We start from the raw sequence: 14,942 nt of genomic DNA on the forward strand, positions 1-14,942 counted from the left end.
AATGAAACGCTTTCTAATACACTTAACGACCGCTGTAGGGCTTATTGCTTTTGCTAACGTTGCTTTGTCTGATGGGGAGGCCACCCTACGTCAGGGAGAACCCATCACGACAGAACCTGCGGCTCCTAAAATGAATAAAGTCGAAAACAAGGATGTAAAACGGGTTAGAAATTACCCTGAACAACCCCCTACTATTCCACATAAAGTGAGATCCTATGAGATCTCAACCAATGCCAACAAATGCATGTCCTGCCATGCTAGAACGCGTACAGGTGAATCTCAGGCTCCGATGGTAAGTATTACCCACTATATGGACCGAGATAATCAAGTCCTCGCAACGGTATCGCCACGCAGGTATTTCTGTAATCAGTGTCACGTCACCCAAGTAGATGCCCCACCACTTGTTGAAAACGAGTTCACCGACGTTGAACAAATCATTAAGGCTGAATAGGCAAAATCCATGTTGACACCTTTTAAAAAATTGTGGGGTATGGCCTGTTGGATTTGGTCCCATGGCAACCGCCCCGCCAAACATCTTTCAATCGGGTTTCTGACTATTGGCGGCTTTGTTGCTGGCGTTATGTTCTGGGGTGGTTTCAACACCACTTTGGAGCTAACCAACACCGAAGAATTCTGTGTCAGTTGTCACGAAATGGGCGATAATGTCTTTGTCGAATTGAAACCAACGATCCACTACAGTAATCGCTCTGGGGTTCGTGCCAGTTGTCCAGACTGCCATGTGCCTCATAACTGGACCGACAAGATTGCACGTAAAATGCAAGCTTCCAAAGAAGTCTGGGGCAAACTGTTTGGTACCATCAATACACGGGAAAAGTTTTTGGCTGAAAGACGGCGCCTTGCCGGTCATGAGTGGGACCGCCTGAAAGCAAACAATTCCCTTGAGTGTCGTAACTGCCACTCAACAACATCAATGGATATAACCCAACAATCCACCCGTGCTGCGACAGCCCACCAAACCTATCTGTTTACAGGAGAAAAAACCTGTATTGATTGCCACAAAGGCATCGCACATGAATTACCTGATATGACAGGCGTTGAAGGCTGGAAATAATCCTTCTCGTTAATACAAAAAAGGTGGGATCCATTTGGGTCTCACCTTTTTCTATGTGCGAATAAGTATCCAGCTATAAATACCTTACAGACACCTCAATATATATGTAAAACCTGAGAATGATTTAAAACCTTCAGTCTTTCTGTATGGTGTAATCATAGCCACGACTTGACCAGATTTGATTGTCTTTCGTGGCATAAAATATAGCGGGTCTATCAAACGGGCCGAGTAGTTCCACCACACCTCATCCCCATTATCTTCTACCTGCCAGACAAGAGCATCCTTCTCAGCAACGGGGACTTCATAAACTTCCCAATGGACTTCTGGTAGATAATCTGCGTTTCCACCAGGCCGATCAACAAAGGCAATAGGTTGCCCTCTAAAAATGCGTTGATTAACTTTTAAATGAGACAGATGTGCAAAGCGAAGGTGATCAAATTCAGAGTAATAGATGAGGCCTTCATTTTTAATATTTAAATCATCAGAAGAGTGTGAAATCAGAATACTCCAATCCCCTCCCAGCTCTCTATTCCGTTTCCAAATAGCCACCAGGGTTCCATCGGCAGGGGCGAGAATTTCATCTTCCAGATCGCCACCATCGACCCCAACATGCCGCTGTTCTCGAGTGCTTCCGTCCACGTCTAACCATGAAGCGTATAACGAAGACAGTTGTGGGCACTGTAAATAAGAAGGATATTTGGGCGTTATACCGGTAGGGTTTGCATCATAACCTTTAAGCTCAAGCTCTGCCGATAAAGCAAATGTTGCACCACCAAGCACAAGGAATAGAACGGGCCAAACTCTTGCTTTTTTCATAAGATTAAAACGCATATGGCCCTATTATAACTGATGATGAGTGAGTTTCACTTTCAGTTATAATAGGGCCATATTAATCACAGCAATAATTTAATTTAGTGTGTCGGAGGTCCAGCAATGACGGCTTGATACATCCAGATACTAAACCCGTAAACAACGACTAATCCAATTGTAATTGCAGGGATCAAACCAGCAGCAAGAAACATAAACAAGGTTACTTCTTGTGCTTTTGTTTTTTCGGCCGGGGCATTTTGAATATCTTGCACTTTAATTCTCTCTGTTCCCAAAGTGACAACCCATACGCTCAACTTTTGAGCATAAGAAAATCAAACTCTCTATAGATAATGAACCATAACGCATAATTTGGGAAGCACATTGATGCATATCAAAGTTAGCTCACTAATGTGACTAATATTTAAACCACAAGAGTATAATTATGGGTCCAGTCGTTACCTGCTTGTAACACCTTAAATCTTATCTTATAAGCGAATCATCCTAGGGGTGTCCCATATATGGGGCTGAGATTGTGCTGTTATGCACGGGACCCTTCGAACCTGATCCGGGTCATGCCGGCGAAGGGATTGGACCCACGGCAGAGACACAGCTCTATCCCATGTGTTTATGAGAACACCTCTGCCCAAAGCCTCCCATAGCTCCCCGGATCTCCTTGCAAATAAGACAATAGGAGATCTAACGTGTCTGACAAAAATACGATACCAAGCCTAACCACTGGCGCCCTCACAGGGTCCAGCAAGGTTTACACAATACCCGATAGCGATCTCGATTTAAGGGTCCCCTTTAGAGATATTAAAACCAGTGATCTTCAAGAACCCTCAGTGCGAATTTATGATGCCTCCGGGCCCTATACAGATGATAACCATACAATAGACATCAATGCGGGGCTTCCAAGATATCGAGAAGCATGGATCAAAGAACGTTCTGTTGAACAATATCAAGGTCGGAATTTAAGACCTGAAGACAATGGACAAGCCAAAGGGGCTTATCTGGCAGACGCCTTCCCATGCGAATATCAACCATACCGTGGCACGGGAGAACAGCCCCTCACCCAATACGAAATGGCACGTGCCGGTATCATCAGCAAAGAAATGATCTATGTAGCCGAGAGAGAAAATCTGGGACGTAAAAAGGTTTTGGATAGTGCTCAGAATACTCTGGACGATGGTGAAAGCTTTGGAGCTTCCCTACCACAGTTTGTGACACCTGAATTCGTCCGGAGCGAGATCGCGCTGGGCAGAGCGATCATTCCGGCAAACATCAATCACCCTGAACTCGAACCCATGATTATCGGCCGAAACTTTCTGGTCAAAATCAACGCCAACATAGGTAACTCAGCCATTGCTTCCACCGTTGAGGAAGAGATCGATAAGATGGTCTGGGCCACCCGCTGGGGCGCAGATACGGTCATGGACCTTTCTACAGGTAAAAACATTCACCACACCCGCGAATGGATCATCCGCAACAGCCCTGTACCCATTGGCACCGTCCCAATGTATCAAGCCCTGGAAAAGGTTGGTGGCGTTGCCGAAGATCTGACATGGGAAGTCTTTAGAGACACTCTGATCGAACAGTGTGAGCAAGGTGTTGATTACTTCACGATACACGCAGGCGTTCGCCTCGCTTACATCCACCTTACAGTTGATCGCGTTACTGGCATTGTCTCCCGCGGCGGCTCTATCATGGCAAAATGGTGTTTACACCACCACAAAGAAAGCTTCCTCTACGAACACTTTGAAGATATTTGTGACATCATGCGTCAATACGATGTGTCCTTCTCCCTCGGCGATGGCCTGAGGCCAGGATCGAACGCCGATGGCAATGACCGTGCCCAGTTTGCAGAGCTGGAAACCCTCGGCGAATTGACACGGGTGGCATGGAGCAAAGGTTGTCAGGTTATCATCGAAGGCCCTGGTCATGTCCCCATGCACAAGATCAAGGCAAACATGGAAAAACAACTCAGTGAGTGCGGCGAAGCACCCTTCTATACGCTTGGCCCCCTTACAACCGACATTGCACCGGGATATGATCATATTACTTCCGCCATTGGTGCCGCTATGATTGGCTGGTACGGCACCGCCATGCTCTGTTACGTTACTCCCAAAGAACACTTGGGCCTCCCGAACAGAGATGACGTCAAAACGGGTGTCATTACCTATAAAATTGCGGCTCAAGCTGCTGATCTCGCTAAAGGGCATCCGGCAGCGCAGATCAGAGACAACGCACTTTCAAAAGCCAGGTTTGATTTCCGCTGGGAAGATCAATTTAACTTGTCACTTGACCCGGACACGGCACGTTCATTCCACGATGAAACCCTACCAAAAGAAGCCCATAAAGTTGCTCATTTCTGCTCTATGTGTGGACCAAAATTCTGCTCTATGAAAATATCGCAGGAAGTTAAAGACTATGCGAATAAATTGAACGACAAGACCCAGGGGATGGCCCAGATGAGCCATAAATACAAGGAAATGGGAAGCCACCTCTACCTTGATGTCGAGTTGACCAAAGAAACAATGAAGGAACCTGCTGAGTAATGCGTATCGAAATTATCGGTTCTGGTATTGTTGGATTGTCATGTGCTGCAGCTTTTGCGGAAAGGTGTTGTGAAGTCACTGTTATTTCAGATAGTGACGGACCCGATGCAAGCTGTTGCTCATGGTGGGCCGGGGGGATGTTATCCCCCTGGTGCGAGATGGAAAGCGCTGAGCCTCTCATCGGTGAACTCGGTGTTGTTTCCATGGCATTTTGGTCCCGGTTTACATCCACTTACAGGCAAAAAGGGACATTGGTCGTAGCCAGTCCGCGTGACGTTCCCGATTTAAAACGTTTTGGACGTAGAACCCAGAATTGGGAACAAGTAAAAGAAGATCAAATAGCATCACTTGAACCTGATCTCGCGGGACGTTTCACCACAGGGCTTTATTACCCTGAAGAAGCACATTTTGACCCCAGGGAAGTTCTCCCCGAACTAGTCGCCTATTTAAAAGAAAAAGGCGTTACTTTCCAATTCAACAAAAAGCTACCGGATGCTTTTTTTAAAAACCCAACGCCCGCTGACTTTAGAATTGATTGTCGGGGTTTAGCTGCAAAAGAGGATCTGAAAGACTTAAGAGGCGTCAAAGGGGAGATGGTGCTGATACAAAGCAACGAAATTACTCTATCCCACCCAGTTCGTCTCTTGCATCCTCGTATCCCACTTTATATCGTCCCCCGAAATGATGGAGTTTTCATGGTTGGGGCGACCATGATAGAAAATGAAGAGCGATCAAGAGCCAGCGTTCGATCAGTCTTAGAGCTTCTCTCAGCTGCTTATGCGCTTCATCCAGCCTTTGGCGAAGCAGAAATACTTGAAATTGGTGTTGATGCGAGACCCGCCTTCCCAGATAATCTTCCGCGGATTATACAGAAGGGTAAGACGATTCATCTCAACGGCATGTACCGCCACGGTTATCTTGCTGCACCTGCCATGGCGAAGAAGGTCGCTGAGCTTGCATTATCAGGAAATGGAAACTTTCCTCCCTCCAGTTCATACACAGGAAACAGTTAATGAACTTAACACTCAATGGTGAAGCTATTATCACTAAAACATCGAATTTAGCCGCGCTTCTTGAGGAGCAGGGCTATGGAGAAGCAAAAGTTGCAACTGCTGTTAATGGCGCCCTTGCTCCTGCCAGTTTTCGAGGAGAAACCCAGCTGAAAGATGGTGATGCCATTGAGGTAGTAGCCCCCATGCAGGGAGGATAATCATGACCATTAAGTTCTACGACCAAGAGGTTTCTTCCCGGTTTTTGATCGGTACCGCTCTCTATCCTTCGCCCTCCATAATGCTTGATGCAATCAAGGCTTCGGGATCTGATATCGTCACTGTTTCGTTAAGAAGGGAATCTGGCAAAGATAAAGCTGGTCAAAACTTCTGGTCTTATATCAAAGAAACCGGCGCTAAGGTTCTACCCAACACTGCTGGATGTAAAACAGTAAAAGAAGCAGTAACCACAGCGCACATGGCCCGAGAGATATTTGAAACCCCCTGGGTTAAGCTCGAAGTAATTGGTGAGGACGACAGCCTCCAACCCGATGTTTTCGGTCTCGTTGAAGCCGCGAAAATACTCACGGAAGATGGTTTTGAGGTTTTCCCCTACACCACTGAAGATCTCGTTGTAGCTGAAAAGCTCGTCGCCGCTGGCTGTGAGGTTCTGATGCCCTGGGGAGCCCCCATTGGCAGCGGTCGAGGGTTGAACAATGTCTATGGGCTAAGAAGCCTACGAGCTCACTTTCCGAAAGTCCCCCTCATTGTTGATGCCGGTATTGGGCTACCTTCTCATGCTGCAGCAGCTATGGAACTTGGCTATGATGCCGTACTTTTAAACACAGCGGTTGCCAAGGCGGGTGATCCCATCCTTATGGCCAAGGCGTTTGCTTTGGCTATTGAGAGCGGAAGATTATCTTTCGAAGCTGACCCTATAGAAAAAAGAGACATGGCTGCACCATCAACACCTGTCGCAGGCCTACCATTTTGGAATCAAGATCATGCTTAATCCCTTTTACCAAATTGTTGATGACGTAAGCTGGCTTCCCCGTTTATTACCCGTCGGCTTAAAACTTGTACAACTACGTATCAAAGACGCCGAAGAAGATGCAATACGTGAGCAAATCACCCTTGCCCAAGAGCTTTGCCAACAATACCAAACTCAACTTATCATCAATGACTATTGGGAAATAGCGATCGAACTCGGTTGTGATTTCATCCACTTGGGCCAAGAAGATCTTGATGACGCTGACATCGGCGAAATTCGACAAGCGGGCCTGAGGCTCGGCATCAGCACTCACGATGAAAACGAACTGGATAGAGCCCTGGATTTAGAACCGGATTATATTGCTCTAGGCCCCGTGTATCCTACTATATTAAAGAAAATGCATTGGGCTCCGCAAGGCGCTGAAAATGTTACCCGTTGGAAAGAAATGGTTGGGCACGTCCCGCTTGTCGCTATCGGAGGCCTTTCAGTCGAGCGCGCGCCGGAGATCTATGATGCAGGAGCAGATACGATCTGTGTCGTAACGGATGTGATCTACAATGACAGCCCGGAAGAGCGTCTTCAGGAATGGCTTGAGCTTTCTATCGAAAGACAAGGCTAAAAAAGAAAATAGCGGTCACTTCGGTATTACTTGAAGTGACCGCTATTCTATAGCTCGTTTCTAATCTGAAATAACAGCCAGAAGATCTTTGGTTTCCACTTTTGAGCCCGGCTTAACCAAAACCTCTTTCACCGTTCCTGATTTTTCGGCCAAAACTGACGTCTGCATTTTCATTGCTTCAATAGACATCAGTACATCTCCCTGTTCGACCTCGTCGCCTTCAGAAACCGACACCGTAACGATCAAGCCTGGCATAGGGGCACCAATATGATCAGAATTCCCGACATCAGCCTTAACATGTGCAACCTTGGCTGATGAACGGCTTCGATCTGTGACTTTCACATTTCTTGGCTGGCCGTTAAGCTCGAAGAAGACGGTACAAACCCCCTCCTCATCAGGCTCACTAATTGCCCTAAAGCGAATGATCAGTGTTTTACCCTGAGCAATGTGAACGGAGAGCTCTTCCCCAACACTCATCCCGTAGAAGAAAGCAGGTGTCGGTAATACGGATACAGTGCCATAATTTCTTTGATGAGCTGCATAATCCACAAAGACTTGAGGATACATCAAGTAAGAGGCGAACTCCCGATCGCTAATGGCGCGCTCAACCCTTTTTTCAACATCAGCCTTCTCGGCCACGAGATCAGCAGCGGGCATCATTGAGCCCGGCCGCACCGTTATCGCTTCTTCCCCTTTAAGAACTTTATTTTGCAATTCTTGTGGGAAGCCACCTACAGGTTGGCCCAGATCGCCTTTGAAAAAGGATACCACTGATTCAGGAAAGGCAATTTCCTTTTCAGGGCTTTCAACATCTGCGCGGGTGATATCACTTGTCACCATCATTAAAGCCATATCACCGACTACTTTGGAGGATGGTGTTACTTTCACCACATCTCCAAACATGTTGTTTACCTCAGCGTAAGCTTTGGAAACTTCAGGCCAGCGCTCTTCGATACCCAGAGAACGCGCCTGTTGACGTAGGTTTGTGTATTGTCCACCCGGCATTTCGTGGTGGTATACATCCGAAGTCCCGCTTCTAATATCACTCTCAAAACCAATATAATTGGCTCTTACATGCTCCCAATAACCTGACAACTCCTGTAAAGCATCATCATTGAGACCCGTATCACGATCTGTATTACGCAGTGCAGCCGCAATTGATCCAAGGCTTGGCTGAGACGTCAGGCCACTCATTGAATCGATACAGGCATCAACCGCGTCAACACCGGCTTCAGCAGCAGCAAGCACGGTTGCAGCAGATATACCGCTGGTATCGTGTGTGTGTAGATGAATAGGTAAACCGACTTCGTCTTTAAGCGCCTTGATCAATGTCTTTGCCGCTGCTGGTTTGAGAAGCCCAGCCATATCTTTAATGCTCAGAATATGTGCACCAGCTGCTTCAAGCTCTTTGGCCATATTCACGTAGTATTTCAGATCGTATTTAGGTCGATTAGGATCGAGAATATCGCCAGTATAACAAATAGCGGCTTCACAGATCTTACCAGTTTCACAAACCGCATCCATGGCAACACGCATATTCTCCACCCAATTCAGGCTATCGAACACACGGAAGACATCCATGCCAGCATCCGCAGATTGCTGTACGAAATACTTCACAACATTATCAGGATAATTAGTATAGCCAACGCCGTTCGATGCACGAAGAAGCATTTGAGTAAGCAGGTTCGGCATCGCCGCACGCAATTTCTCTAGACGTTCCCAAGGGCACTCTTTGAGAAACCGCATGGACACATCAAAAGTTGCACCACCCCAGCATTCCATGGAAAACAGATTGTTTAGATTTTGTGCGTAGTACGGGGCGATTTTTGTCAAATCGTCGGTGCGGACCCTCGTTGCCAAAAGTGATTGATGCGCATCCCGGAATGTTGTGTCCGTTACCAAGAGGCGCTTTTCATCCTTCATCCATTGTGCAACAGCCGCAGGGCCCTTTTGATCTAATAGCTGCTTGGCTCCGTCTGGAATGGTGTCACCAGCTGTTTTAGGAACTTGCGTTTCATGAGGATTATCAGGGTGTACCCGTCCAGTGACTTCATCATTACCATTAACCATGACATCACCAATGAATCTCAGCAGCCGTGAAGCACGGTCTCTTCGCCGTGGCATATGAAAGAGCTCTGCCGTTTCATCAATAAATTTAGTTGTATATTCACCACCACGAAACTTTGGATGAGCCAATACGTTCTCGAGAAACGTAAGGTTGGTTGAAACTCCTCTAATCCTGAACTCACGTAAAGCTCTGTCCATACGGGCTATGGCTTCATCAGGCGTACCGCCCCATGCAGTCACCTTTTCAAGCAAAGAGTCATAGTGACGGGTTACAACAGCACCAGAAAAAGCGGTTCCCCCATCGAGACGGATCCCAAATCCTGTTGCTCCACGGTAAGCGAGGATTTTACCGTAATCTGGAATAAAGTTATTTTCAGGATCCTCTGTGGTTACACGACACTGGATCGCGTTCCCATTCAAGCGGATATTTTCCTGAGCGGGGACACCGGAATCATCCCGACCAATCTTTCCCCCACCTGCTATGCGTATTTGTGCCTGAACGATATCTATTCCAGTTACGGTCTCTGTGACTGTGTGTTCCACCTGAACACGTGGGTTCACCTCAATGAAGTAGAACTTGTCTGTGTCCATATCCATCAGGAATTCAACGGTACCGGCGTTGGAATAATTTACAGTTTTAGCAATCGCGATCGCGGCATCACTGAATTCTTTTCGTTGATCATCCGTCAAGTAAGGAGCTGGCGCACGCTCAACAACCTTTTGATTCCGACGTTGAACAGAGCAGTCCCGCTCAAACAAGTGAACCACATTGCCATGACGATCCCCGATGATCTGAACTTCTACGTGCCTGGCCCGACGAACCAGTTTTTCCAGATAGACTTCATCACTTCCAAATGCTGCCATAGACTCACGGCGCGCAGCATCGACTTGCTCTAGAACTTCGCCTTCATTTTCGATAACGCGCATACCACGCCCACCGCCGCCCCAACTCGCCTTTGTCATCAAAGGATAGCCGACAGCAGCAGCCATTTTACGCACTTCATCATCATCGTAAGGAAGAGCTATGGTCGCAGGCATAACAGGAGCACCCGCTTGTTCAGCGAGATTGCGAGCAGAGACTTTATTTCCCAAACCGCGCATAATATCCCCAGTGGGACCAACAAAAATAATACCAGCTTCTTCACAAGCATCTGCAAAATCCGGATTTTCAGAAAGAAACCCATATCCAGGGTGAATAGCGTCAACTTTTGCTTCTTTAGCCACGCGCAGTATATCTTCAATTCCAAGATAAGCCTGTACGGGTCCCTGCCCTTCACCAACGAGATAACTCTCGTCAGCCTTAAATCGATGAAGGGCAAATCGATCTTCATTTGAATAAATTGCGACCGTCTCAATACCAAGTTCCGTAGCAGCCCTAAATATCCGAATAGCTATTTCACTACGGTTAGCAACTAACAGGCGTTTGATTTTTTTGTTCTCGAGATCGTTCACAATTTTTATCCTTTTAGATATATTCCGTACTTTTTAGTTGTACTTTTTTGAAAGCCCCATTCATTTTAATGATTTCCAGTTTGTGCTCTAATCTGCTGTTCCGAATGCGACACACCCCAACACCTATTCATCATAGATGTATATTTGGATAAAGAAGTATCGTCTTTCGCGTGTCTTTCCCGGGCTCAACTTCGTTTGCTGACGAGCTAGACAGATTAACGCTGGACACCTTCAAAGTAATATTCAGCCAATGAATACCACATACAAAAAGCGAATCCAGAGCAAGAACAGTATAAATACCTTGGAAAATAGTTGTATCGAGACAATTTGAAGATCAGTTAAAAATAAAAAATTGTATGTACAAATATAATTCACAAAAATTATATTTGTACATACAATGGGCTGAGTAATAACTATTAATTTTACTCTATAAATACTCGTTCACTTTTAACTTCATTCAAATTTTCGATACAAACTTGTACTGGGATCAGAAAATTTCTTATCTGTTTCGATAATCATCCCCAATATCATGTTAACGTTTTCGCCATCTTCAGCCAATGGCAAAAGTAAGCGTTTGTAGCCAATATGATCTTTCTTCTCCACACCCCAGGCGACTTCCCAGTAATGGGGACAAGCGGTTTCCACAACATTTTCAAATGCGTTTTGAACAAAAGAGAGTTTCTCTGGCGGGAACAAGTCCTTGATAGATTTCCCTGTACAATCCTGCCCGATAATCTCGGTCATAATGGATCCCCAAAGGCGGTATTGGAAATCATATTCTCCGTCCATAAAAATAACATCGACCAATGCAATTCGGCCCAGGATTTCACTAATATCGGCAGGATTTAGGTGTTGACGACCAGGCAATTTCCCTCGCCTTGGCGAAAGAGAACACCAATAGTCGTAAAGGATATTAAAATACTCTTCGTTTGCTGCTTTTTCTGGGAGCTCGCATAACCCTCTTGAATCCATAGTTACCATCCGTTCTGAAAGACAGATGTAACCCCATAAGAAAACTAACACTAATTGAGTTAAAATTTATTTATCAGGACAATCATATTTAAAATCAATCAACACAGATACGTGATTTCATTTTTATAAAAACAACGTTCACACTTTAATAATGAGAAATTTTATAATCACGCTTCTATTTTTCACATTTGCTATTGCACCAAATATAAATGCCCATGCGGATCAAAAAGATCCTCGTCTTCCTCAGTTATTTTCTAATCTGGCTCTTCTCCGCTTTGTTGAGTAGAAAAAGATGCCGACCGCCAAGTAACCTGTTGATATGTATGGTTTCTGATAACTTTACATAGAGCAGGTATATGACAATCAACATCTCGCAGCATATTTTAGGCCTCAAAGGGCAACGTGTAAATGAAATTAAACTGGATGACGGCGGTGTTAAGATTGTCATTCACTGCAGCCGAGACGCGCGTAGGAGGGCTATAGACCCTGCTACAGGCCAGAAGGGAAGCATCAACCAGCATGTCCGCCGACAAGTAAACGACATCCCCCTTTTTGGGTATCCTTGTGTGGTCGAGATTGAGCTGGCGCAGGTTTATATTAACAAGGGCGAACGCCGCATTGAGGGGTGTGATTTTGTTGATAAAGGGTGCCGTTTCACTCACCGATTTTGCCGACTGATCAGTGGATTATGTCGGCATATGTCTATTCAAGCGGTTTCCAGACATTTGGATATACGATGGGAAACGGTCAAGAATATCGACAGGGCATACCTTATTGAAACTCTCCCTACGCTTGATCCTGCAGAGCTAACTGGCTTGGAATATATTGGTGTAGATGAAGTTGCCCGGGCGAAAGGTCATGACTACATGACGGTGGTCTACGATATGGTTGGCGGTCATCTGATCTGGGTTGAAGCAGGCCGAACTGCCGAGGTTTTTTCAAGGTTTTTGAAACAACTGCAACCAGATACAGCCTGCAAAATAAAGGCCGTAGCGATGGATATGGGGCCTGCCTACCAAAAGGCTGTCAGAGAGTCCTTGCCGTTGGCCGACATAGTATTTGACCGTTTCCACGTCATGAAAAACTACAGCAAAGCTATCCATAATCAGCGTCGACTTGAGTTCAGAAAGGCCGATCCAAGTGGTAAAGAGTTGATGAAAGGGACACATTATCTGTTGCTCAAAAATGCGGATAAGTTGAGTGAAAAACAAAGTGACAAGCTGCAAAGGTTGCTGGAGAGCAATAGCAACCTGAATGCACTTTACGTCTTGAAAGAACAGCTTCAGCTGCTGTGGAGTGCCGCTTCATTTGAGGCGATGGCGGAGCAACTGGAACGTTGGTGCCTGATAGCAGATCAGTCACAGATGCTCTATCTAAAAAAGTTCGCGAAATCCCTACGGAAACATTGTGTGGGCATCTGCAACTACGCCAAACACAAGCTCACAAGCGCCAGGATAGAGGCTGGTAATGTCAGTATAGGAATGATCCGTAAGCGAGCCAGAGGCATCAAGGATACCGAATACTTCAAACTCAAAATTAGACAATCATCCATTCCAGATAATCAATCTATGCTCTATTTGAAATCCTAAATCTACTCAACAAAGCGGAGAAGTGCCTCTAATCTCTTATCGGTTCCTGCTGGGGCGAGAAGCATTATACTCGAAAGGCAAATATGGAATATATGGCTAGAGAGTAATGACAAATCCATCAATCAACTGATGAAAAAAGGGGCGGAGGCGACCCAGTCGGGGAAGATCCCAGATGCTTTGGAAACCTATACAAAAGTAATCAACCTCGATCCTAATTATGCAGAAGGCTGGAACCAAAGAGCTTTAACCCATTACCTCATGGGAAACTATGAAAGCTCCCTCTCAGATATCAGAAGAACCCTCTCACTTGAACCTAGACACTTTGGAGCCATCTCAGGGCAAGGATTGATATACTTAGCACAACACAAGTGGGCACTTGCAAAAAAAGCATTTAACAGGGCATTGAAAATTCACCCAACAATGCGTGGCCCCCGACAAAATCTGCTGTTTCTTGAAAAAAGAGATCTAGAAGAGGAAATATAAATACTCTGCTACATCTGCTACGGTAGCCAAAAGGGTATCCGATCAAAAACGATAAGGAGTGCAATCCCTATTGATACTCCGTAAGGAAACTCACTTCCCCGACGAAGCCACTTAGGTATTTCGATTTTACACTTTACCAACATATATTCAATCGCATGGGAATATTTGCGAAGAAGAAGAACAGCAATTGATTGGGCGCCACCTATCAGGGTTACAATAACAATAAAAGAAGGCAGAAGGCCAAATCCAGTCCAGAGAGCTAAACTGGTTAAAAACTTAATATCACCACCACCAAGTAATTTCATAGCAAAAAGAACAATTCCGATAACGAGCACAACCAGCATTGCCCCGACATGGTCTAGCAGTGGCGTAGAAGCTTCCCCCCCGATATAAGCAACAGGAAATAACAATATGATTGCGGCGGGAATGACATTAGGGATCCGCATTTGAATGAGATCTGATAACATTGCAATGACAACCAAGGCTATCAATACCAGTTTCGTTACAAGAAGCGAATCTAGTTCCATGTTTTCTCTCTATAATTCCAAGTGTGTTTTTCGACAGACCAGACTTAGTGCGTCCAGCTTTCTTCGTCATATAATCAACCATTTACGGTAAATGCTTTCTTAAAATCCAATTTAATAATCGAATAATTTATGAGATTACATTTTTTTATTGATTGGACGTCCAATTAAAATAAAATGTAGCTAACAACAAAATAATGGATTTGAATTAATGCCCAAAGTGGGAATGGAAGCCATCAGAAAAAAACAGCTGATCGAAGCAACCATTTCTTCGATCCATGAACGTGGCTTTTCTGACATCACCATACGCATGATTAGCCAAAAAGCGGGCGTGTCTTCTGGTATTGTTCATCACTATTTCCAGGATAAAAACGACCTTTTACAAGCAACAATGCGGAAAATGCTTGAAGACCTTAGGTTATCTGTCCTTCATCACCTAGAGAAAGCAACATCTCCAGAAGAGCGCATTGAGGCCCTCATATCTGCTTACATGGATGTTCACTTATTTGAACCTGAAACGGTTTCTGCCTGGTTGGCATTCTGGGCACATGTTCCCCATTCAGAACGGCTTAAAAGGCTACAACGCGTTTATGAACAAAGACAGATGAGCACGTTCCGACACGCATTAAAAAGTTTACTCCCCCTTGATCAAGCCGATAAAGCAGCACGTGGCCTCGTCGCCCTTATTGACGGCCTCTGGATAAGAACATCACTGCAAGAAAAAGAAATAGACTGTGAAGAGGCGCGAGAAATCGTACAGCAATATTACGAAATGCTTCTTCATAAAAACAACAACTCCAAACTGGGTTAGAGAGAACA

General features: G+C 45.4%; 16 protein-coding genes and 1 riboswitch. Of the genes, 10 read left to right on the forward strand and 6 right to left on the reverse strand.

The window, feature by feature from the left end; genetic code table 11:
- Position 1 precedes the first annotated feature (1 nt).
- A complete protein-coding gene (locus tag ACOGW3_RS03665; protein ID WP_419901715.1) occupies positions 2-451 on the forward strand; it encodes a nitrate reductase cytochrome c-type subunit in 450 nt (149 codons plus the stop codon).
- Between the two features lie 39 nt (positions 452-490).
- Positions 491-1,072, forward strand: coding sequence for a NapC/NirT family cytochrome c (locus ACOGW3_RS03670; RefSeq protein ID WP_419901768.1), 582 nt, complete (start codon positions 491-493; stop codon positions 1,070-1,072).
- 84 nt (positions 1,073-1,156) lie between these two features.
- Here the strand turns inward: ACOGW3_RS03670 and ACOGW3_RS03675 are convergent, their stop codons facing one another.
- Entirely contained in the window at positions 1,157-1,903 is a 747-nt protein-coding gene (locus tag ACOGW3_RS03675) for a M23 family metallopeptidase (RefSeq protein ID WP_419901716.1), read from the reverse strand.
- A gap of 80 nt (positions 1,904-1,983) precedes the next feature.
- Positions 1,984-2,154 (reverse strand): periplasmic nitrate reductase, NapE protein, encoded by a 171-nt coding sequence (locus tag ACOGW3_RS03680; protein WP_419901717.1) that lies wholly within the window; start codon positions 2,152-2,154, stop codon positions 1,984-1,986.
- Positions 2,155-2,375: 221 nt separating this feature from the next.
- Positions 2,376-2,487: riboswitch (TPP riboswitch) on the forward strand.
- A 96-nt stretch (positions 2,488-2,583) separates the two neighbouring features.
- Between ACOGW3_RS03680 and thiC the strand changes: the two genes are divergently transcribed.
- Genes thiC through ACOGW3_RS03705 form a run of 5 tightly spaced genes read left to right on the forward strand, consistent with a single transcriptional unit; the run spans position 2,584 to position 7,036 of the window.
- Entirely contained in the window at positions 2,584-4,437 is a 1,854-nt protein-coding gene (thiC, locus tag ACOGW3_RS03685; protein ID WP_419901718.1) for a phosphomethylpyrimidine synthase ThiC, read from the forward strand.
- On the forward strand, positions 4,437-5,450 hold the full coding sequence (locus ACOGW3_RS03690; protein ID WP_419901719.1) for an FAD-dependent oxidoreductase: 1,014 nt from the start codon (positions 4,437-4,439) through the stop codon (positions 5,448-5,450). The genes thiC and ACOGW3_RS03690 overlap by 1 nt, the downstream gene beginning before the upstream one ends.
- Positions 5,450-5,647, forward strand: a complete 198-nt coding sequence (thiS, locus tag ACOGW3_RS03695) for a sulfur carrier protein ThiS (protein WP_419901720.1) — start codon at positions 5,450-5,452, stop codon at positions 5,645-5,647. The genes ACOGW3_RS03690 and thiS overlap by 1 nt, the downstream gene beginning before the upstream one ends.
- A 2-nt stretch (positions 5,648-5,649) precedes the next feature.
- Positions 5,650-6,438, forward strand: a complete 789-nt coding sequence (locus tag ACOGW3_RS03700; RefSeq protein ID WP_419901721.1) for a thiazole synthase — start codon at positions 5,650-5,652, stop codon at positions 6,436-6,438.
- Positions 6,431-7,036, forward strand: a complete 606-nt coding sequence (locus ACOGW3_RS03705; protein ID WP_419901722.1) for a thiamine phosphate synthase — start codon at positions 6,431-6,433, stop codon at positions 7,034-7,036. Before ACOGW3_RS03700 ends, ACOGW3_RS03705 begins: the two co-directional genes overlap by 8 nt.
- A 60-nt stretch (positions 7,037-7,096) precedes the next feature.
- Here the strand turns inward: ACOGW3_RS03705 and pyc are convergent, their stop codons facing one another.
- The 3 genes from pyc to ACOGW3_RS03720 form a co-directional block, all read right to left on the reverse strand.
- Entirely contained in the window at positions 7,097-10,555 is a 3,459-nt protein-coding gene (gene pyc, locus ACOGW3_RS03710) for a pyruvate carboxylase (RefSeq protein WP_419901723.1), read from the reverse strand.
- Between the two features lie 453 nt (positions 10,556-11,008).
- Positions 11,009-11,527, reverse strand: a complete 519-nt coding sequence (locus tag ACOGW3_RS03715) for a PAS domain-containing protein (protein WP_419901724.1) — start codon at positions 11,525-11,527, stop codon at positions 11,009-11,011.
- A 247-nt stretch (positions 11,528-11,774) separates the two neighbouring features.
- Positions 11,775-11,897: a hypothetical protein gene (locus tag ACOGW3_RS03720; protein ID WP_419901725.1), complete on the reverse strand. Its 123-nt coding sequence runs from the start codon at positions 11,895-11,897 to the stop codon at positions 11,775-11,777.
- Between ACOGW3_RS03720 and ACOGW3_RS03725 the strand changes: the two genes are divergently transcribed.
- Positions 11,884-13,116, forward strand: coding sequence for an ISL3 family transposase (locus ACOGW3_RS03725; protein ID WP_419901077.1), 1,233 nt, complete (start codon positions 11,884-11,886; stop codon positions 13,114-13,116). The genes ACOGW3_RS03720 and ACOGW3_RS03725 overlap by 14 nt on opposite strands.
- 129 nt (positions 13,117-13,245) lie before the next feature.
- Positions 13,246-13,599, forward strand: coding sequence for a tetratricopeptide repeat protein (locus ACOGW3_RS03730; RefSeq protein WP_419901726.1), 354 nt, complete (start codon positions 13,246-13,248; stop codon positions 13,597-13,599).
- 17 nt (positions 13,600-13,616) lie between these two features.
- Here ACOGW3_RS03730 and ACOGW3_RS03735 read toward each other — a convergent pair whose 3' ends face one another.
- Positions 13,617-14,126, reverse strand: coding sequence for an A24 family peptidase (locus ACOGW3_RS03735; protein WP_419901727.1), 510 nt, complete (start codon positions 14,124-14,126; stop codon positions 13,617-13,619).
- A gap of 208 nt (positions 14,127-14,334) precedes the next feature.
- On the opposite strand from ACOGW3_RS03735, the gene betI reads away from it, so the two are divergent.
- Positions 14,335-14,934: a choline-responsive transcriptional repressor BetI gene (gene betI / locus ACOGW3_RS03740; RefSeq protein ID WP_419901728.1), complete on the forward strand. Its 600-nt coding sequence runs from the start codon at positions 14,335-14,337 to the stop codon at positions 14,932-14,934.
- Positions 14,935-14,942: the final 8 nt, after the last annotated feature.

It is taken from the genome of Kiloniella sp. (assembly GCF_965205715.1).
In the GTDB taxonomy this organism is placed as follows: Bacteria; Pseudomonadota; Alphaproteobacteria; order Kiloniellales; family Kiloniellaceae; genus Kiloniella.